The organism is Trinickia violacea, assembly GCF_005280735.1.
GTDB lineage: Bacteria > Pseudomonadota > Gammaproteobacteria > Burkholderiales > Burkholderiaceae > Trinickia_A > Trinickia_A violacea.
In genome coordinates, this window is the sequence record NZ_CP040077.1 from 810,648 (window position 1) to 830,114 (window position 19,467).

The 19,467-nt window shown below is 64.9% G+C and carries 15 protein-coding genes; 10 read left to right on the forward strand and 5 right to left on the reverse strand.

Features of this window, described 5'->3' with window-relative positions:
• Nucleotides 1-22 precede the first annotated feature (22 nt).
• Together FAZ95_RS03695 and dacB are read right to left on the reverse strand one after the other, a co-directional pair.
• Nucleotides 23-961: a sterol desaturase family protein gene (locus FAZ95_RS03695; RefSeq protein WP_137331209.1), complete on the reverse strand. Its 939-nt coding sequence runs from the start codon at nt 959-961 to the stop codon at nt 23-25.
• 293 nt (nt 962-1,254) lie between these two features.
• Entirely contained in the window at nt 1,255-2,880 is a 1,626-nt protein-coding gene (dacB, locus tag FAZ95_RS03700; protein WP_137331210.1) for a D-alanyl-D-alanine carboxypeptidase/D-alanyl-D-alanine endopeptidase, read from the reverse strand.
• A gap of 283 nt (nt 2,881-3,163) precedes the next feature.
• Between dacB and FAZ95_RS03705 the strand changes: the two genes are divergently transcribed.
• From FAZ95_RS03705 to FAZ95_RS03730, 6 genes are all read left to right on the forward strand, one after another.
• The gene (locus FAZ95_RS03705; RefSeq protein WP_137331211.1) at nt 3,164-3,826 is read left to right on the forward strand and encodes a response regulator; all 663 of its coding nucleotides are present in this window, start codon (nt 3,164-3,166) and stop codon (nt 3,824-3,826) included.
• Nucleotides 3,827-3,839: 13 nt separating this feature from the next.
• Nucleotides 3,840-5,138 (forward strand): ATP-binding protein, encoded by a 1,299-nt coding sequence (locus FAZ95_RS03710; RefSeq protein WP_137331212.1) that lies wholly within the window; start codon nt 3,840-3,842, stop codon nt 5,136-5,138.
• A 142-nt stretch (nt 5,139-5,280) separates the two neighbouring features.
• Nucleotides 5,281-6,768 (forward strand): DegQ family serine endoprotease, encoded by a 1,488-nt coding sequence (locus FAZ95_RS03715; RefSeq protein WP_137331213.1) that lies wholly within the window; start codon nt 5,281-5,283, stop codon nt 6,766-6,768.
• 179 nt (nt 6,769-6,947) lie between these two features.
• On the forward strand, nt 6,948-7,436 hold the full coding sequence (locus FAZ95_RS03720; protein ID WP_137331214.1) for a carboxypeptidase-like regulatory domain-containing protein: 489 nt from the start codon (nt 6,948-6,950) through the stop codon (nt 7,434-7,436).
• 270 nt (nt 7,437-7,706) lie between these two features.
• The gene (locus FAZ95_RS03725) at nt 7,707-8,066 is read left to right on the forward strand and encodes a DUF427 domain-containing protein (protein ID WP_137331215.1); all 360 of its coding nucleotides are present in this window, start codon (nt 7,707-7,709) and stop codon (nt 8,064-8,066) included.
• A gap of 34 nt (nt 8,067-8,100) precedes the next feature.
• Nucleotides 8,101-8,862 (forward strand): SRPBCC family protein, encoded by a 762-nt coding sequence (locus tag FAZ95_RS03730; protein WP_137331216.1) that lies wholly within the window; start codon nt 8,101-8,103, stop codon nt 8,860-8,862.
• 62 nt (nt 8,863-8,924) lie between these two features.
• Here the strand turns inward: FAZ95_RS03730 and FAZ95_RS03735 are convergent, their stop codons facing one another.
• Nucleotides 8,925-9,923: a helix-turn-helix domain-containing protein gene (locus tag FAZ95_RS03735; protein WP_137331217.1), complete on the reverse strand. Its 999-nt coding sequence runs from the start codon at nt 9,921-9,923 to the stop codon at nt 8,925-8,927.
• A gap of 153 nt (nt 9,924-10,076) precedes the next feature.
• On the opposite strand from FAZ95_RS03735, the gene FAZ95_RS03740 reads away from it, so the two are divergent.
• Nucleotides 10,077-10,733, forward strand: coding sequence for a cysteine hydrolase family protein (locus FAZ95_RS03740; protein WP_137331218.1), 657 nt, complete (start codon nt 10,077-10,079; stop codon nt 10,731-10,733).
• A 72-nt stretch (nt 10,734-10,805) separates the two neighbouring features.
• Here FAZ95_RS03740 and FAZ95_RS03745 read toward each other — a convergent pair whose 3' ends face one another.
• On the reverse strand, nt 10,806-11,453 hold the full coding sequence (locus FAZ95_RS03745; protein WP_137331219.1) for a TetR family transcriptional regulator: 648 nt from the start codon (nt 11,451-11,453) through the stop codon (nt 10,806-10,808).
• A gap of 401 nt (nt 11,454-11,854) precedes the next feature.
• Here FAZ95_RS03745 and FAZ95_RS03750 point away from each other — a divergent pair, with 401 nt between their 5' ends.
• From FAZ95_RS03750 to FAZ95_RS03760, 3 genes are read left to right on the forward strand one after another with little or no spacing between them, the layout of a single operon-like run.
• Entirely contained in the window at nt 11,855-13,075 is a 1,221-nt protein-coding gene (locus FAZ95_RS03750) for an efflux RND transporter periplasmic adaptor subunit (protein WP_137331220.1), read from the forward strand.
• A gap of 18 nt (nt 13,076-13,093) precedes the next feature.
• Entirely contained in the window at nt 13,094-16,285 is a 3,192-nt protein-coding gene (locus FAZ95_RS03755; RefSeq protein WP_137331221.1) for an efflux RND transporter permease subunit, read from the forward strand.
• A gap of 1 nt (nt 16,286) precedes the next feature.
• Nucleotides 16,287-17,858 carry an efflux transporter outer membrane subunit gene (locus tag FAZ95_RS03760; protein ID WP_137331222.1) on the forward strand — a complete coding sequence of 524 codons (1,572 nt, stop codon included), beginning with the start codon at nt 16,287-16,289 and terminating at the stop codon, nt 17,856-17,858.
• A 167-nt stretch (nt 17,859-18,025) separates the two neighbouring features.
• Here FAZ95_RS03760 and FAZ95_RS03765 read toward each other — a convergent pair whose 3' ends face one another.
• Nucleotides 18,026-19,399, reverse strand: coding sequence for a nucleobase:cation symporter-2 family protein (locus tag FAZ95_RS03765; RefSeq protein ID WP_137331223.1), 1,374 nt, complete (start codon nt 19,397-19,399; stop codon nt 18,026-18,028).
• Nucleotides 19,400-19,467: the final 68 nt, after the last annotated feature.

Sequence of the window (19,467 nt, forward strand, 5' to 3'; positions counted from 1 at the left end):
TGGCGACAGCTTACAGAATCTGTCATGTCTTGCGCGATGCTGGAAATGCCTGGGTGTCGGGTTCGCGCAACCCGGCTTCTTGTATTGGCGAGCCCATGCGAGCATCGCTCGCGCCATGAAACGCCGCAGCCCATTCGGGCGGTCCGAACAAGGCGCGCAGCTTGTCGGCGAAGCGCTCGGCCCGCATGGCGTCAGCGGCCATCGACGCCCATTCGTGAAACGTCGCCTTGAGCGGGTTGTAGCTGCGCAGCGGCTCGACGATCCCGTACTCGGGGGCTACGCGCGGGTCTTCATCGACATAGCTGCCGAAGAGGCGATCCCAGACGACGAGCACGCCCGCGTAGTTGCGATCGATATAACGCGGGTTGCGGGCGTGATGCGCGCGATGGATCGACGGCGTGTTGAACACGTATTCGAGCCAGCCGAGCCGGCCGATCGCCTGCGTGTGGACGAAGAACTGGAACGCGAGATTGACGAGGACGATCGCGACGATCTGCTTGGGCGGAAAGCCGAGCACGGCGAGCGGCGTCCAGAACGCCCACATGCCGGCGATCGGATACATGAGGCTTTGGCGGAACGCGGTCGATAGATTCAGCCGCTCGGAGGAGTGATGGACGACGTGGGCGGCCCACAGCCAGCGCACGCGATGACTGCAGCGGTGGAAGACGTAGTAGAGGAAGTCCTGAGCGACGAACAGCACGGCGAACGACAGCCATCCGGCGTGCCACGTGATGAGCCGGAAATGATCGTAGACGTAAGCGTAGACCGGAATGACCGCGAGCCATGCGAGCTTATCGGCGGCTTGATGCATCAGGGCGAGCGACGCGTTGCAAAGCGTGTCGGCCCATCGGTAGATCTGCGCGTTCGGCCGTGCGCGCCGCAGGTGCCACGCCTCCCAGCCGATGCATGCGAGAAAGACGGGCGCCATCGCGAGCAGGAGCAATTCGGCATCGAATTGCATGGGCGTCTCCCTCCGTGTCTCGAGTTGGTCTTGTTGCAGCGTGAACGCTGTCGAGTTGTACCGAGTTTCGCGTCACGCAATCGAGCGTGATTCCGCGCTTCGGACATTGCCCGACAGCGTACACGGTCGCGTCACGCGCCGCGCCATTCTTCGTAGAAGGATTATTCGATGCAGGTGCCGTCTGGAAAGGCGGGTGAGGGTTTCTCCCAGCACGCGGGAGCGGCTGGGAGAAATGGGGATGGACGGAAGCGGGAAGGCGCGCTCGGCGCGCCGGATTGAGGCTTAATTGACGCTTAGCGCGCGCCTTGATAGATCCATTCGAGCAGTGCATCGTGCGCCTCTCGCGCCGCTTCCGCGTGCGGGTCGTTGATGATGCTGACGACCACATAGCTCTGTCCGTCCGCCCCCGCCACGTAGCCGGCAATCGCGCGCACATCGCGCAGCGTACCGGTCTTGATGTGCGCATTGCCGAGCACGGGTGCGCTTTTCAAGCGGTTGCGCATCGTGCCGTCGACGCCCGCTACCGGCAGCGATTCGACGAACACTTGCGCGACGGGGCTCGCGTTCGCGTGCTGCAGCAAGTCGGCGAGCGACAACGCGGAAATATGCTCGTCGCGCGACAATCCCGAGCCGTTTTGGAGCGCGAGTTCGGGCATCGGCAGACCGTTCGCGTTCAGAAACGAGCGGATCGTGTTCGCCGACTTCTCGGGCGTCGCGGGCGGCTTTTCCTTGACTGCGCCGATCGTCAGGAACAGGTTGCGCGCCATCACGTTGTTGCTGAACTTGTTGATGTCGCGAACGATATCGGACAGCACCGGGCCTTGGTGGACCGCGACGAGGCGCGCATCGGCGGGCACGGGACCTTCGCGCGTCGTGCCGTTGAAGGTGCCGCCCGTCTGCTGCCACAGCGCGAGGAATCCGCCTGCGAAGAACTGCGAGTGGTCGAGCACCGCGAGGTTGATCGAGCGCATTCCGCAGCGCACCGGGTAGTCGCCCGAGAACAGCGCGGCAACGGTGCCGCTCGCTTCCGGCGTGACGGTCGGCGTGACCGCGGATTCCGCGCCGACGCACGCGCCGCGCGTCGCGTGCAGTTCGTTGTCGATTTGCAGTTGCGACAGCGTGGGCAGCACGTCGATCGCGACGGTGCCGTCGGGCGATGGCGTCAGCGTAAACGTCAGCGACTTGAAGGCATACAGCAGCGGGTCGGGGCCGACGTTGTACGGTGCGGTGGCGTCGTCGTCGAACGGCGGGAGATCGCGCGTCGACGGATCGAAGAAGCGCTTGTCGAGCACCAGCGCGCCGTCGATGCCTGTGATGCCGGCCTTGTGAATCTTGTCGACGAGATCGATCAGCTCTTCCGGCACGAGCTTCGGATCGCCCGTCCCCTGGATGTAGAGGTTGCCGTGCAGGACGCCATGCTCGTCGACGGTGCCGTCCGCGTAGGCGTTGGTGCGCCAGCGATAGTCCGGCCCGAGGATCGACAGGCCCGAGTAGGTGGTGACGAGCTTCATCGTCGAGGCGGGCATCATCGGCTTGCCGGCGTTCAACGCGAGGATCGGCGTGCGATCGCCGATCTTCTCGACGACCACGCTCATCGACGTCAGCGGCACGTGCGCCTTTTCGAGTCCCCTCATGACCGGCGCGGGCAAGACGGTCGTGACGTTGACAGCCGGATGACGCGCTTTCTTGCGCGCCTCGGCCGGCGCGGCGAACACGAGCGCCGTACAGGTCAACAGAGCGACGGCGGTGCGCGCGAGTGTGTTCGAGCGATGAAAACGATTCGGCTGTTGCGATTCGTTGCTCGATGACGTGATCGACGAGGTGAACGATGACGAAAGCGATGACAAGAGCGAAGCAGGGCGAGACGCACGTCGCGCCAGCGCGCGGCGTGCCACTGAAGAGAGAAATGCGTTCGTCATGGACGGCGGGTTCTGTGAATCAAGTCGATCGTTGCCATCGTTACGACAGTGGCGAACGCCGTGGCGGCATCGATCGCGGCAAGCGGGCAGGCAACACGTTTAGCGCCTGCGCAATAACGGGGCAATAGCGCTGCGGCTACCGCGCAATTCCGCCATGCCGCGCCAAAAGCGCTCATTGTAGAGACATGCTGCGGCGCTGCGGAAAAAAGCGCGCGCGCCGCGTGGTGCCGGCGAGACGTTAAAATGGGTTCATGACACATCTTTGCCGCAGGATCGAATAGCGATGCGCATATTGCTTGTCGAAGACGACCGGATGATCGCCGAGGGCGTGCGCAAGGCGCTGCGCGGCGAGGGTTTTGCCGTCGATTGGGTGCAGGACGGCGAGGCCGCGCTGACCGCCGCGACCGGCGAATCTTACGATCTCGTGCTGCTCGATTTGGGCTTGCCGAAGCGCGACGGCCTCGACGTGCTGCGTACCTTGCGAACCCGGGGCCATGCGTGCCCGGTGCTGATCCTCACGGCTCGCGATGCGGTCGCGGACCGCGTCAAAGGTCTCGACGCCGGCGCCGACGACTATCTCGTCAAGCCATTCGATCTCGACGAACTGGGCGCGCGGATGCGCGCCCTGATCCGCCGTCAGTCGGGGCGCAGCGAATCGGTGATGCGTCACGGCGCGTTGACGCTCGATCCCGCTTCCCACCAAGTCACGCTCGACGGCGCGCCGGTCGCGCTGTCCGCGCGCGAATTCGCGCTGCTGGAAGCGCTGCTCGCGCGTCCCGGCGCAGTGCTCTCGAAGAGCCAGCTCGAAGACAAGATGTACGGCTGGGGCGAGGAAATCGGCAGCAACACGGTCGAGGTCTACATCCATGCGCTGCGCAAAAAACTCGGCGCCGATCTGATCCGCAACGTGCGCGGTCTCGGCTACATGATCGCGAAGGAAGCGTGAGACCGCTCTCTCCATGAGTTCGATACGTCGTCAATTGCTGTTCTGGCTCGTCGCGATCGTCATCGCGGGCGTGGGCCTCGCGGGCTGGCTGATCTATCGGCAGGCGCTGGCCGAAGCCAACGAGCTGTTCGACTACCAGCTGCAGGAGATCGCCGCTGCGCTGCCGTCGGAGCCATTTGCGCAAATCCTCGGCGCGCATTCGGACGCCGACGAGGGCGTCGTGATCCAGATCTGGAATCGCAACGGCGCGCTGATGTACTACTCGCATCCGCGCGCACCGCTCGCGCCGCGCGCCGAGCTGGGCTTTTCGACGGAGCGCACCGACCGCGGCGAATGGCGCGTGTACGGCGCGATCGTCGGCGATAACGTCGTGCAGCTCGCGCAGCCGCTTTCCGTGCGCAACCGGCTTGCGGCGAACGTCGCGCTGCGCACGCTGTGGCCGTTGATCGTCGTGTTGCCCTTTCTCGGTCTGGCCGTATGGGGGATCGTCGGACGCGGCCTCGCGCCGCTCGCGCGCGTGACGCGCGCGCTGGAAACGCGCCGCCCCGAGGCGCTCGAACCGCTTCCGGACGAACGCTTGCCGCTCGAAGTGCGGCCGCTCGTGCGCGCATTGAACGGGCTGCTCGCGCGCCTTTCGGCCGCGCTCGATACGCAAAAAGCGTTCGTCGCCGACGCCGCTCACGAATTACGCACGCCGCTCGCGGCCGTGCAGATCCAGTCGCAACTGGTCGCGCGCGCGCACGACGACGACGCGCGCCGCGAAGCGCTCGCCGATCTGCAGGCCGGCGTGACGCGCGCCACGCGTCTTGCCGAGCAATTGCTCGCGCTCGCGCGTGCCGAGCCGGATGGCGCGGGCGCGAAACAGTCGGTCGACCTGCGCCAGCTCCTCACCGATTGCGTGGCCGCGCACGCGCCGCTCGCGCAGCGGCGCGCGATCGATCTCGGCTTCGAAGAGGCGGAGTCCGCGACCGTGGCGGCCGATGCGGAAGCGCTGCGCGTGATGTTCGGCAACCTGCTCGACAACGCCGTGAAATACACGCCGGAGGGCGGCCGGATCGATGTATCGCTCGCGCTCGATCCCGACGGCCATCCGCGCGTGGGTATTGCCGACAGCGGCCCCGGCATTCCGGAGGACGAACGCGAGCGCGTGTTCGACCGCTTCTATCGCGACACCTCGGCGCGGGCGCGCACCGACGTGTCGGGCAGCGGCCTGGGGCTCGCGATCGTCAAGCGCATCGCGGTCCAGCACGGCGTCGAGATCGAATTGGACGACGCACCGCTCGGCGGCCTCCTCGTCAGCGTGCGGTTCTGAGCGGCGCGCTCAGTGCGCGCGCGATTGCGTCCCGCCGTGTCCCAGATGCGGCATTTTGGCCATATTTCTGCCGCAATTCGTCGTTAAGACTCCTTTAAGACAGCACCCTTACTCTGCGTACGTCACCCAGGAGGTTCCTTCGATGAATACCAAGATTCTGTCTCGCAGCGCAGTCGCCATCGCGGTCGCCGTTGCGTTGTCGGCGGGATACGTCGCCGGCACCCGCCATACCGACCCGCAGATCATCCAGTCCGCCCAGGCTGCGGCGCTGATGCCCGCCGAAGCTGCCGCGAAGACCGGCATCCCCGATTTTTCCGGTCTGGTCGAAACCTATGGCCCGGCCGTCGTGAACATCAGCGCCAAGCACGTCGTGAAGCAGGTGTCGCAGCGCCAATCGATGCAGCAGTTGCCGATCGATCCGAGCGACCCGTTCTACCAGTTCTTCAAGCACTTCTACGGCCAGATGCCGGGCCAGGGCGGCGATGACGGCGGCCAGGGCGACCAGCCGAGCGCGAGCCTCGGCTCCGGCTTCATCATCAGCCCCGACGGCTACATCCTGACCAACGCGCACGTGGTCGACGGCGCGAATGTCGTCACCGTCAAGCTGACCGACAAGCGCGAATACAAGGCGAAGGTCGTCGGCGCCGACAAGGATTCGGACGTCGCGGTGCTCAAGATCGACGCGAAGGACCTGCCGACCGTGAAGATCGGCGACCCGCGCCAGAGCAAGGTCGGACAGTGGGTCGTCGCGATCGGCTCGCCATACGGCTTCGACAACACGGTGACCTCGGGCATCATCAGCGCGAAGTCGCGCTCGCTGCCTGACGAGAACTACACGCCGTTCATCCAGACCGACGTGCCGGTGAACCCGGGCAATTCGGGCGGTCCGCTCTTCAACCTGCAGGGCGAGGTGATCGGCATCAACTCGATGATCTACTCGCAGACGGGCGGCTTCCAGGGCCTGTCGTTCGCGATTCCGATCAACGAGGCGATGAAGGTCAAGGACGAGCTCGTCAAGACCGGCCACGTGAGCCGCGGGCGCCTTGGCGTCGCAGTGCAGGGCCTCAACCAGACGCTCGCCGACTCGTTCGGGCTGCCAAAGCCGAACGGCGCGCTCGTGAGCTCGGTCGATCCGGGCGGCCCGGCCGCGAAGGCGGGCCTGCAGGCGGGCGACGTGATCCTCGCCGTGAACGGCACGGCGATCAACGATTCGACCGATCTGCCATCGATGATCGCGGGCATCAAGCCGGGCAGCAAGGCCGACGTCCAGATCTGGCGCGACAAGTCCAAGAAGGACGTGACGGTGACGATCGGCGCGCTCACGGATACGAAGGTGGCCTCGAACGACACGCAGGCGCAGGAGCAAGGGCGTTTGGGCGTGGCGGTTCGTGCGCTGACGCCGCAGGAAAAGAGCGGCGCGTCGCTCACGCACGGGCTGCTCGTGCAGCAATCGTCGGGGCCGGCGGCAACGGCGGGCATCCAGCCGGGTGACGTGATTCTCGCGGTCAACGGCCGTCCGGTGTCGAACGCGGATCAACTGCGCGAGATGATCGCGAAGGCGGGCAATAGCATCGCGCTGCTGATCCAGCGCGACAACGCCCAAATCTTCGTGCCGGTCGATCTCGGCTGATTGCCGGAAACCGTTGCCTGCAGGCATCGGAGGCTGTTCCTAACGCGCCGCACCGTCCTACCATGGACGGTGCGGCGCGTTCATTTCAGGCGCGCAAATTGCTGCTATTGGAGCGAATCACGCCCAATGGCGGCTATCGGGCAACCCCTTCGAATCCAATCACGACGAAAGGAGACGCAATGAACACGCCAAGCAACAAGCGAGCGGCGATCGCGGCGGTTGCCGCCGCGCTCGCACTCGGTGCGGCGGGCGGCGCGTTTGCGCAGTCGAGCGCGGTGGGCGGCACGACGACCGACAACAGCAGCGCCGGCAACGCGAACGGCGGCGGCATGCCGCAGATTCAGCAGCAAGGCGATGTGTCGTTCGTGTCGGGCGGCGTGGGCAGCGACGAGTCGGCCGCGCTCAGGCGGGCCCAGCACGACTGGCCGCTGGCCATGCGCTTCACCGGACCGAGTTCGGAATTTCTGGCGGACGTGCACGTGAGGATCGTCAACGCGCACGACGGCGAAGTGCTCAATGCGCAATCGCGCGGGCCGTATATGCTCGTCAAGCTGCGTCCCGGCCGCTACACTGTGCACGCGACGTATAACGGCCAGGATCAGAAGAAAACGGTAACGATTTCGGGCAGCGGCAGTACCAAAGCCGACTTCTATTGGAACGCCCTTTAGGCGCCAGCCATAGGGAATTTCCAGTAGCGATCGGAAGCGCGCACAAGCGATACGAGTTTCGCCCATAATAAAAGCCACGGACGCCGTGGCTTTTTTGTCGACCCGAGTTAGCGATTAACGTCTTACTCGGGTCCCACGCAGAGCGAGCGCTGCAAAAAAAGCCGTCGGCCCACGCACCGGCCGTATCCAAACACACGCCCTTGGCCGTCGCACACGACGCGGCGGCACATCGGCTGCACAGGCCGCGCACGAGATGTACAGGGGAACGCAATGACGAACGTCGACGACCGTCGGATTGAGATCGTGCCGAACCGCCATCGGGTGCGGGTGATCCACTATGGCGTCACGGTTGCCGATACCCTGCACGCGCTCACGCTTCGCGAAACGGGTCTTCCCGACGTCATTTATTTCCCGCGCGAAGATGTCAACATGGCGCGTCTCAAGCGTTCTGACCACACGACGTTCTGTCCCTACAAGGGGCATGCAGCGTATTTCCATTTGCAAACCGAGGACGGCCTCGTCGAAAACGCGGTTTGGACCTATGAAGAACCGCTCGATATGGCCACCAAAATCAAAGGGTATTTGGCGTTTTATGCATCGCGAGTCGATCGCATCGATCAGACGTCTTGATCCCGCGACCGCGCGTTCATAGGGGGAAATCGCCATGGAACTGAACGACGCGTTACGCATTCCGCTTGCACCGTCCGCGGTCTGGGACGCGTTGCAGGATCTCGCGCTGTTGCGCGCGAGCCTCGAAAACTGCGAATCGTTCACGCGCCTCGTGGGCGGCGAGTATGCGCTGACGCTGACGGTGCCGCTCGGTCCGCTCAGGGCGCGCTACGACGTGCGCGCGCACGTGGCGAGCCAGAACGGGACGGTCGTCGACGCGCCGCATCGCACGCTCAACTTCAAGGCGCGCGCGCCGGGTGTCGGCGCCTTGCGAGGGCAGATCGACGTCGCGCTGCGGGCGGATGCGCAGAGCGGCGCTGCGTCGGCAGACGCTCGCCAAGCCGAGCCCGCCACGCGGATCGACTACTCCGTCTGGGCGACGCTCACCGGGCCGCTTGCCGAACTGCCGCCGCGCCAGATCGAAAACGCGATGCACGAACTGGCCGACGATTTTTTCACGGAATTCTGCGCGGTCGTGCAGGCGAAGCACGGGCAGGGGCCGAACCGGGCGCGCGGCGAGCATGGCCGCCGTCAGCACGTCTTTCTGCGGCCGATCAATCTGGCCGGCATCGCTCGCCGCGCCTACTCGCACGGCGCCGGCGGGACCCTGACCGGCCGCGCCGCCGGCGCGCTGGTCAGCACCCGCGCTCACGGGCTGCATCGCGGACATGAACCGCACGCGATGCCCGCGTGGGCGTGGGCGGCGATGGTCTTCTTCGTCGCGGTGCTGCTCTATGCGTCGCGCTGGTTCGGCTGACGCGCCGGCCCGTTTCTTTTAGCGCGCCGGGCAGTCGATCCGGCGCGCGTCCCCTCCGATGTTCAGGCGCCGCGGAACTCCCGCCGGTACGCCGATGGCGACGTTTTGAGCGTGTCGGCGAAGTGCTGGCGCATCGATACCGTCGAGCCGAAACCCGCTGCTTCGGCGATCGCGTCGACTGATTGCTCCGTCATCTCCAGCATTTGCTGCGCTCGCGAGAGGCGTGTGGCGAGGAGCCACGCGCTGACCGTCGTCCCCGTTGCTTGCCGGAAGCGCCGCGTGAACGTGCGCCGGCTCATCAGTGCGCGATCGGCGAGCGAGTCGAGCGTATGCGGCTCGCGCAGATTGGCGCGGACCCAGTCGAGCAGCTCGGCGAGCCGGCCGTCGCGCGCGTCCGCAACGATCGGCTGCTCGATGAACTGCGCTTGCGAGCCTTGCCGATGCGGTGGCACGACGAGCCGCCGCGCGGTGTAGCTCGCCGCCTGCGTGCCGCAGCGCTTGCGCAGCACGTGCAGACAGCAGTCGATGCCTGCCGCGGTGCCGGCCGATGTCAGGATATTGCCGTCATCGACGTAGAGCACGCCCGGGTCCAGCTTGACGCTCGGGTAGCGGCGGGCGAACGCGTCGGCCCAGGCCCAGTGGGTCGTGGCGGGGCGGCCGTCGAGGAGGCCCGCTTCCGCCAGCACGAACGCGCCGAGGCATAGGCCGACGAGTTGCGCGCCGCGCGCGTGAGCGGCGCGCAAGGCGTCGAGGAGGGCGGCGGGCGGCGCTTCGCCGGTGTCGCGCCAGCTCGGAACGACGACGATATCGGCGTCGTCGATCGCATCGAGACCGTGGGGCGCGGTGATCGTAAAGCCGACGGTCGTCGTCAGCGTGCCGGGTTCGGCGGCGCATACGCGCAATTCGAAGGGCGGCACGCCGCCGGCGCTGCGGTCTTCGCCGAAAACGAGGCACGGCACGGACAGGTGGAAAGGGCTGATGCCGTCGAATGCCACCACGGCAACGACGTGCGTCGCGGCGGCCTTCGCTCCTGGCCTGGCAGTGGAAGTCTCTTGCGGCATCGCTGACGCTCCGTCAATGGTGTTGGCCCGATTCTAGCGAATATTGTCATTCGGGCCGCTATCTGCCACGCGCGTAAAAGCGAAGAATGGCTTCCGTCGCTGCTTTGGCGAACGAAGCGAAAACGAACATCAACCTCGAAAAGGAGCCGCACCATGTCCCAAGCCACCCCGCGCCGCGCGCTGATCGTGATCGACGTCCAAAACGAATACGTGACCGGCGATCTGCCGATCGAATACCCGGACGTCAACGTGTCGCTGGCCAACATCGGCCGCGCGATGGATGCCGCGCACGCCGCATCGGTGCCGGTCGTCGTCGTGCAGAACTTCGCGCCGGCCACCGCGCCGATCTTTGCGCGCGGCTCGGAGGGTGCGGAACTGCATCCGATCGTCGGGTCGCGCCCTCGCGCCCACTACCTGGAGAAGTCGCTGCCGAGCGCGTTCACCGGCACCGATCTCGCCGATTGGCTGAAGGCCAACACCATCGACACGCTGACCGTCGTCGGCTACATGACCCACAACTGCGACGCGTCGACGATCAATCACGCGCTGCACGCGGGCTATGCGGTGGAGTTTCTGTCGGACGCGACCGGCTCCGTGCCGTATGAGAACGCGGCGGGATTCGCGAGCGCCGAGGAGATCCACCGCGTGTTCAGCGTCGTGCTGCAATCGCGCTTTGCGGCGGTGCTCGGCACCGACGAGTGGATCGCCGGGCTCGCGTCCGGTGCGCTGCCGCAGCGGGGCTCGATCTACGCATCGAACCAGAAGGCTCGCGAGCGGCGCCTGCGGCAAAAGGAAGCGGAGCAGGCGTAACGCCAAGCGGCGAGGCGCTTGGCGGACGACAGTGCGCCAGGTGCCGCCGCGACGGACGCGCGTCCTCGCGTGTTATGCGTCCGGCGCCGGCCCGCGCAAGGCGGGGCTATAGCGCAGCATGTCGAAGCACGCGTCGACGAGCTGCTCGGAATGCGTCGCGATATCGAACTTGTCGGGCAGGACCAGCATATCGCGCAGGAATCCGCCGACGAACGCATGCAGCATGGTTGCCGCCTTTTGCGTGTCGAGGTCGGCGGGCAATTGGCCTTTCGACACGGCGTTCTTCAAGCCGCCTTCGATTTTCTGGAGACCGTCGCGCATGTTCGTCTGATGACGCGCCATGACGGGGCCCATGTCTTCGACGAATTCACACTTCAGCAACAGGATGTCGAACACACGGCGCTGTTGCGGGTCGGTGGCCGTTTTGCGCAGGCACAGGTTGACGATCTCCTTGAGCCGGCCGAGCGGATCGGCTTCCTGCGGATCGAGCGACGCCGCGCCGAGCTCGTCGAGCGGCAGCAGCACGCGGTCGAACATTTCCGTGAACAGGTCACCCTTGTTGGCGAAGTGCCAATAGATGGCGCCGCGCGTCACGCCTGCGTACTGCGCGATGTCACCGAGCGATGTGCGCGATACGCCCTTTTCGAAGAATACGTGTTCCGCGGCATCGAGAATTCGATGCCGTGTTTCCTGGGCTTCTTCCTTGGTTCGTCTGACCATTTTGCGTTTTGACTCTCTACCAGATGGGGCGGTGAGGTCTTTCTCAATTTAACTATATAGAGAACGGTCTGTGAGCAGTTTCTACTCGTCCTGATCGTCCCAACATGCGAGTGTACTTTTACGTACATTCGTGATTGTATATATAATCATGCCGACGATCGAATAGCCTAGCTGTAAACCCGGGTAATATCCGTCCCTGTTGCCTGCCCCAAAGGCAAATCACCGCGCCTTGTCACGGCGGTGTCATGCGGCGCTTTCTTGGCGCGGCGCACTGCGCCGTCGGCCCTGACGAGCGCATCCGGGCTATCGATCCAACGTCTCACGACGTATTTGTGCTGCGCGTTCCGCGGGGGCAGAAGCGCGGGCACACATTTTTCTCAGTCATTGACAGAGGTCGCTCCATGCGCGTCGAACGGGTTCCACACCGCTTAATTAGTGTCGCGACTGCTGCCGTATTTCTCGCAGCATGCGGACAAAAACAATCGGCACCGCCGCAGCAAACGCCGGAAGTCGGCGTCGTCACCATCCAGCAATCGGCCGTACCGGTCGTCACCGAGCTGCCGGGCCGCACCAACGCTTTCCTCGTTGCGCAAGTGCGCGCGCGGGTCGACGGCATCGTGCTGTCGCGCGACTTCACTGAAGGCAGCGAAGTGAAGGCCGGCCAGCGCCTGTACAAGATCGATCCGGCGCCGTACATCGCCTCGCTCAACAGCGCGAAGGCCACGCTCGCGAAGGCCCAGGCGAACCTGGTGTCGACCACCGCGCAGGCCAACCGCTACAAGGTGCTGGTGGCCGCCAACGCGGTCAGCAAGCAGGACTACGACAACGCCGTCGCATCGCAAGGCCAGGCCGAAGCCGATGTCGCCGCCGGCAAGGCGCAGGTGGAGACCGCGCAGATCAATCTCGGCTACACCGACGTGATTTCGCCGATCTCCGGCCGCACGGGCGTGTCGCAAGTCACGCCGGGCGCCTACGTGCAGGCGAGCCAGGCGACGCTGATGGACACGATCCAGCAGCTCGACCCGGTGTACGTCGATCTGACGCAATCGAGCCTGGACGGCCTCAAGCTGCGCCGCGACGCGCAGGAAGGCCGCCTGAAGACGAGCGGCCCGAACGCCGCGAAGGTCTCGCTGATCCTCGAGGACGGCCGCACGTACTCGGAGCCGGGCAAGCTGCAGTTCTCCGACGTCACGGTCGATCAGACCACGGGCTCGGTCACGGTCCGCGCGATTTTCCCGAACCCGAACCGCGTGCTGCTGCCGGGCATGTTCGTGCGCGCGCACATCGAAGAGGGTGTGAACGATAAGGCGATGCTCGTGCCGCAGATCGGCGTCACGCACAACCCGAAGGGTGAGGCGGTTGCGCTGGTCGTGGGTCAGGACAACAAGGTCGCGCCGCGTACGCTCGTCACGTCGGGCATGCATGGCGCGGACTGGGTCGTCGAAAGCGGCGTGCAGCCGGGCGACCGCGTGATCGTGCAGGGCACCGAAAAGGTCCGCCCGGGGATGGAAGTGAAGGCGGTGCCGGCTCAGCTGCCGGCCAGCCCCGCATCCGGCGCAGCGGCAGGCGCTGCCCCCGCGGCAAGCGGCGCGCAGCAGGCACAAGGCGCATCGGGCGCGTAATAACAGGGAGCCTGCTTCATGGCAAAGTTCTTTATCGATCGCCCGATTTTTGCGTGGGTGATCGCCATTATTTTGATGCTCGCGGGTATCGCGTCGATCTTCAATTTGCCGATCGCGCAGTATCCGACCATCGCGCCGCCGTCGATCCAGATCACCGCAAGCTATCCGGGTGCGTCGGCGAAGACGGTGGAAGACACCGTCACGCAGGTGATCGAGCAGCAGATGAGCGGTCTCGATCACTTGCTGTATCTGTCGTCGACTTCGGATGACTCCGGTACCGCAACGATCACGCTGACGTTCGCCGCCGGCACGAACCCGGACATCGCGCAGGTGCAGGTGCAGAACAAGCTGTCGCTTGCCACGCCGCTTCTGCCGCAGGTCGTGCAGCAGCTCGGCACCACGGTGACGAAGTCGAGCAGCAGCTTCTTGCTCGTGCTCGCCTTCAACTCCGAAGACGGCAGCATGGACCGCTACGACCTCGCGAACTACGTGGCCTCGCACGTCAAGGACCCGATCAGCCGTCTCGACGGCGTGGGTACCGTGACGCTGTTCGGCACGCAGTACGCGATGCGGATCTGGCTCGACGCGAACAAGCTCAACAACTTCGGCTTGACGCCCGTCGACGTGACGAACGCGATCGCGGCGCAGAACGTGCAGATTGCGGGCGGGCAGATCGGCGGCGCGCCGGCGAAGCCGGGGCAGATGGTCCAGGCGACCATCACCGAAGCGACGCTGCTGCGTACGCCCGAGCAGTTCGGCAACATCCTGCTGAAGGTCAACCAGGACGGCTCGCAGGTGCGTATCAAGGACGTCGCGCGCGTGGACCTGGGCGGCGAAACGTATAACTTCGAGACGAAGTACAACGGCCAGTGGACCGCGGGTCTCGGCATTCAGCTCGCGACGGGCGCGAACGCGCTTCAGACGGCGAAGGAAGTGAGGGAGAGGGTCGACGAACTGTCGAAGTACTTCCCGCACGGCCTCGTTGTGAAGTACCCGTACGACACGACGCCGTTCGTGAAGCTGTCGATCGAGGACGTGGTCAAGACGCTGCTCGAAGGCATCGTGCTCGTCTTCCTCGTGATGTACCTGTTCCTGCAAAACCTGCGCGCCACGCTGATTCCGACGATTGCGGTGCCGGTGGTGCTGTTGGGCACGTTCGCGATCATGGAGTTCGCGGGCTTCTCGATCAACACGCTATCGATGTTCGGTCTCGTGCTCGCCATCGGTCTGTTGGTGGACGATGCGATCGTGGTGGTCGAAAACGTCGAGCGGGTGATGGCCGAAGAGGGCTTATCGCCACGAGAGGCGACCAAGAAGGCGATGAGCCAGATCACCGGCGCGCTGGTCGGCGTGGGGCTCGTGCTGTCGGCGGTGTTCGTGCCGGTGGCGTTCTCGGGCGGCTCGGTCGGCGCGATTTACCGGCAGTTCTCGCTGACCATCGTGTCGGCGATGGTGCTGTCGGTGCTGGTCGCGTTGATTCTGACGCCGGCGCTGTGCGCGACGCTCCTGAAGCCGATTCCGCAGGGCCATCACGAAGCGAAGAAGGGCTTCTTCGGCTGGTTCAACCGGACCTTCGAGAAGAGCCGCGACAAGTACCACTCGGGCGTGTATCACGTGATCAAGCGCTCGGGCCGCTGGCTCATCATCTATCTCGCGGTGATCGCGGCGGTCGGCCTGTTGTTCGTGAAGCTGCCGAAGTCGTTCCTGCCCGACGAAGACCAGGGCCTCTTGTTCGTCATCGTGCAGACGCCGTCGGGCTCGACGATGGAAACCACGGCGAAGACGCTCTCGAACATCTCGGACTACCTGCTCACGACGGAAAAGGATGTCGTCGAATCGGCGTTCACGGTGAACGGCTTCAGCTTCGCGGGCCGCGGCCAGAACTCCGGCCTCGTCTTCGTCAAGCTGAAGGACTACAAGCAGCGCCAGCACAAGGACCAGAAGGTTCAGGCGATCATCCAGCGGATGTTCATGCACTACGCGGGCTACAAAGACGCGATGGTGATCCCGGTCAATCCGCCGTCGATTCCTGAACTGGGTACCGCATCGGGCTTCGACTTCGAGCTGACCGACAACGCGGGTCTCGGCCACGAGGCGCTGATGGCCGCGCGCAACCAGTTGCTCGGCATGGCTTCGAAGGACCCGACGCTCGCCCTCGTGCGTCCGAACGGCCTGAACGACACGCCGCAGTACAAGGTCGACATCGATCGCGAGAAGGCGCAGGCCTTGGGCGTTTCGGCGTCGGCGATCGACCAGACGTTCTCGATCGCGTGGGCATCGCAGTACGTGAACAACTTCCTCGATACCGACAACCGGATCAAGAAGGTGTACGTGATGGCCGATGCGCCGTTCCGGATGAATCCGGACGACCTGAATGTCTGGTACGTGCGCAACGGTTCGGGCGGGATGGTGCCGTTCAACGCGTTTGCGACCGGCTACTGGACCTACGGCTCGCCGAAGCTCGAACGTTACAACGGCATCTCGGCGGTCGAAATCCAGGGTGCCGCCGCGGAAGGCAAGAGTACCGGCCAGGCGATGAAGGCGATGGAAGCGATCGCGGCGAAGCTGCCGCCGGGTATCGGCTACTCGTGGACCGGCTTGTCGTACCAGGAAATCCAGTCGGGCTCGCAGGCGCCGATTCTGTACGCGATCTCGATCCTCGTCGTGTTCCTGTGCCTTGCGGCGCTCTATGAAAGCTGGTCGATTCCGTTCTCGGTGATCATGGTCGTGCCGCTCGGGGTGATCGGCGCACTCTTGGCCGCCACGCTGCGCGGGCTCGAAAACGACGTGTATTTCCAGGTGGGTCTGTTGACCACCGTGGGTCTGTCGGCGAAGAACGCGATTCTGATCGTCGAATTCGCGCGGGAGCTGCAGCAGGGTCAAGGGATGGGGCCGGTGGAAGCCGCGCTCGAATCCGCTCGCCAGCGGTTGCGGCCGATTTTGATGACCTCGATGGCGTTTATTCTCGGCGTGACGCCGCTCGCGATCAGCAACGGCGCCGGTTCGGCGAGCCAGCACGCGATCGGTACGGGCGTGATCGGCGGGATGCTGACGGCGACCTTCTTCGCGATCTTCTTTATCCCGATGTTCTTCGTCGTGGTCCGCTCGAAGTTCTCGGGCGAAAAGGAAGATCCGGATGAGGCGCTGCGGCTGTCGGATGCGTTGCATAAGGACTCGAACGGCAACGGTTCGAGTAACGAAGGACATTGATATGCGAAAACTTTCTTTGATTGCCATCGCAGTCGGCGTTTTCGCGGCCGGCTGTACGATGCAGCCGCACTACAATCGTCCGGCCGCTCCGGTGCCGGCGTCGTTCCCGACCGGCGGCGTCTACCAGACGCAGCCGGGCAGCGGCGCCGCCGAGCGCTCGGCGAACGGCGCGGCCGCCACCGACATCGGCTGGCGCGAGTTCTTCGCCGACCCGCGTCTGCAGCAGGTCATCGCGATCGCGCTGAAGAACAACCGCGACTTGCGCGTGTCGATGCTGAACGTCGAGGCGTCGCAGCAGCAGTACCGCATTACGCGCGCGCAGCTGTTCCCGACGCTCAACGCGGTGGGAACCGGCAGCGTCCAGCGCACGCCGAAGGACCTGTCGTTCTTCAACCAGACGATCTCGCGGACTTACAACGTCGGTCTGCAGACGTCGTGGGAAATCGACTTCTGGGGCCGTATCCGCAGTTTGAAGGACCAGGCGCTCGCGCAATACTTGTCGACGGCACAGGCACGCAAGGCGGCGGAAATCTCGCTCGTCTCGCAAGTCGCCGACCAGTACTTGACGATGCTCTCGTTCGACGACCTGCTGCGGATCACCGAACAAACGCTGAAGACTGCGCAGGATTCGTACAACCTGACGAAGCTGCAGTTCGAGAACGGCACCGGCTCGGAGCTCGATTTGCGTCAGGCGCAAACCGTGGTCGAGCAGGCGCAGGCGAACATGCAGGCGGAGGCGCGCGCTCGCGCGCAGGCCGAGAATGCGCTCGTGGTGTTGATCGGCGAGCCGTTGCCGGCGGATCTCGAACCGGGTTTGCCGCTTAGCGATCAGAACATCCTGACCGATGTTCCCGCGGGCCTGCCGTCGGATCTGCTCACGCGCCGTCCCGACATCATGGAGGCCGAGGAGAACCTGCTCGCGGCCAACGCGAATATCGGCGCGGCTCGTGCGGCGTTCTTCCCGAAGATCTCGCTGACGAGTTCGGCTGGCACGGCGAGCCCGACGCTCGGCGGGCTCTTCAAGCCGGGTTCGTTCGCGTGGACCTTCGCGCCGACGATCGACCTGCCGATCTTCGAGGGCGGCAGCAATATCGCCAACCTGAATCTTGCGAACATCCAGAAGAAGATTCAGATCGCGCAGTACGAGAAGTCGATTCAGTCGGCGTTCCGCGAGGTCGCCGACGGGCTCGCCGCGCGCGGCACCTACGACGAGCAGATCGCGGCGCTCGAGCGCGATGTGTTCGCCGAGCAGCGTGCGCTCGATCTGTCGGAGCTGCGGTATCACAACGGCGTCGACAGCTATCTGGCGGTGCTTGCCGCGCAGACCGCGCTCTATTCGGCGCAGCAGTCGTTGGTCAACGCTCGCGTGAACCGGCTCACGAGCCTTGTGAATCTGTACGTCGCGCTCGGCGGCGGCTGGATCGAGCACACGGGCGATACGCCGCGTCCGGCCGACGATACGACCGGCTACGGTTCGGCCGATCAGCCGGCTGGGGCGTCCGCACCGGTTGCCGCCGCTTCGGCTCCGACCCCGGCTGCGGCCGTGCCGGCGACGGCGGCGAAGGCGGGGTGATTCGGACAACAGCGGAAGCAGCGGGGCGATCTCGCTGACTCCGCTGCCCTGTTGTCGATTGGTCGATCGCCGCTTCACAGCAGCAAAGAAAAATGCCACGGGAGACCGTGGCATTTTTCTTTCAGGTGGCGCTTGCTGCGAGCGCCAGCACCTCGCATCGAATCATCTCAATGCGCCGCGTCAGCATGCCGTTCGAGATCGCGGCCAGCCTGTCGAATCTCCTTCTTCGCATCCTTCTCGCCCTTCACGCCATTGAAGATCAGGTTCAGCACGACCGCCGACACCGACGCGAGCAGGATGCCGCTGTGCAGAACCGGCGACAGCGCGCTCGGCAGTTGCTGGAAGAAGTGCGGCGAAACGACCGGCACGAGACCCAGGCCGACGCTCACCGCCACGATGAACAGGTTGTTGTGGTTCTTCACGAAGTCGACGCGCGACAGCACCTTGATCCCGTTGGCCGCGACCATCCCGAACATCACGATGCCCGCGCCGCCGAGCACGAATGCCGGCACCGACGCCACGACTTGGGCCATCTTCGGAAACAGGCCGAGCAGCACGAGGATCACGCCGCCCGTGGCGCAGACGAAGCGGCTCTTCACGCCGGTCACGCCGATCAGGCCGACGTTCTGCGAAAACGAGGTATGCGGGAACGAGTTGAAGATGCCGCCGATCAGCGTGCCGAGGCCGTCGACGCGCAAGCCGCGCACGAGCGTCTCGCGATCCACGGGACGTTCGACCATGTCGCCGACCGCGAGGAACATGCCCGTCGATTCGATGAACGTGACGAACATCACGGTGACCATCGTCGCGATCGCGAGCGGGTCGAAGTGCGGCAGGCCGAAGTGGAACGGCATCACGAAGCCGACCCACGGGGCGGCCGTCACGCCGTCGGTGTTCACGTGGCCCGTGACGAACGCGATCACAAAGCCCGCGACGATCCCGAGCAGCACCGAGATATTGGCGATGAAGCCGCGGCCGAACTTGTTGATCAGGAGGATCAGCGTGAGCACGACGAGCGACAGGCCGATGTAGAGCGGATTGCCGTAATCCGGATTGCCGACGCCGCCCGCTGCCCAGTTGATGCCGACTTCCATCAGCGACAGGCCGATCACTGCGATCACGGTGCCGACCACGACCGGCGGGAAGAATCGCAGCAGCTTGCCGATCATCGGCGCGAGCACGATGCCGATGACGCCGGCGGCGATCGTCGAGCCGAAGATGTCCAGAATGCCGAGATGCGGGTTGGTGCCGATCGCGACCATCGGACCGACGGCGGCGAACGTGCAGCCCATGATGACCGGCAGGCGGATGCCGAAGATCCACAGGCCGAGGGTCTGGATCAGCGTGGCGATGCCGCAGGAGAACAAGTCGGCGCTGATCAGGAAGGCGATCTGGTCTTTTGGCAGGTGCAGTGCGCCGCCGACGATCAGCGGCACCGCGACCGCGCCGGCGTACATCACCAGCACGTGTTGAATGCCGAGCGTGAGCAACTGCCCGAAGGGCAACCGCTCGTCGACCGGATGGACCGTATTCGCTTGCATGTGTCTCGCTCCAATATCTCGTTTTTAGGTGCCTCCAAGGTATGCGGAACGAAAAACGCCAACAAGAG

Bases quoted from the DNA above. Each gene is read 5' to 3' on its own strand.
- FAZ95_RS03695 (WP_137331209.1), bottom strand. From the start codon at position 961: ATGCAATTCGATGCCGAATTGCTCCTGCTCGCGATGGCGCCCGTCTTT.
- dacB (WP_137331210.1), bottom strand. From the start codon at position 2,880: ATGACGAACGCATTTCTCTCTTCAGTGGCACGCCGCGCGCTGGCGCGA.
- FAZ95_RS03705 (WP_137331211.1), top strand. From the start codon at position 3,164: ATGCGCATATTGCTTGTCGAAGACGACCGGATGATCGCCGAGGGCGTG.
- FAZ95_RS03710 (WP_137331212.1), top strand. From the start codon at position 3,840: ATGAGTTCGATACGTCGTCAATTGCTGTTCTGGCTCGTCGCGATCGTC.
- FAZ95_RS03715 (WP_137331213.1), top strand. From the start codon at position 5,281: ATGAATACCAAGATTCTGTCTCGCAGCGCAGTCGCCATCGCGGTCGCC.
- FAZ95_RS03720 (WP_137331214.1), top strand. From the start codon at position 6,948: ATGAACACGCCAAGCAACAAGCGAGCGGCGATCGCGGCGGTTGCCGCC.
- FAZ95_RS03725 (WP_137331215.1), top strand. From the start codon at position 7,707: ATGACGAACGTCGACGACCGTCGGATTGAGATCGTGCCGAACCGCCAT.
- FAZ95_RS03730 (WP_137331216.1), top strand. From the start codon at position 8,101: ATGGAACTGAACGACGCGTTACGCATTCCGCTTGCACCGTCCGCGGTC.
- FAZ95_RS03735 (WP_137331217.1), bottom strand. From the start codon at position 9,923: ATGCCGCAAGAGACTTCCACTGCCAGGCCAGGAGCGAAGGCCGCCGCG.
- FAZ95_RS03740 (WP_137331218.1), top strand. From the start codon at position 10,077: ATGTCCCAAGCCACCCCGCGCCGCGCGCTGATCGTGATCGACGTCCAA.
- FAZ95_RS03745 (WP_137331219.1), bottom strand. From the start codon at position 11,453: ATGGTCAGACGAACCAAGGAAGAAGCCCAGGAAACACGGCATCGAATT.
- FAZ95_RS03750 (WP_137331220.1), top strand. From the start codon at position 11,855: ATGCGCGTCGAACGGGTTCCACACCGCTTAATTAGTGTCGCGACTGCT.
- FAZ95_RS03755 (WP_137331221.1), top strand. From the start codon at position 13,094: ATGGCAAAGTTCTTTATCGATCGCCCGATTTTTGCGTGGGTGATCGCC.
- FAZ95_RS03760 (WP_137331222.1), top strand. From the start codon at position 16,287: ATGCGAAAACTTTCTTTGATTGCCATCGCAGTCGGCGTTTTCGCGGCC.
- FAZ95_RS03765 (WP_137331223.1), bottom strand. From the start codon at position 19,399: ATGCAAGCGAATACGGTCCATCCGGTCGACGAGCGGTTGCCCTTCGGG.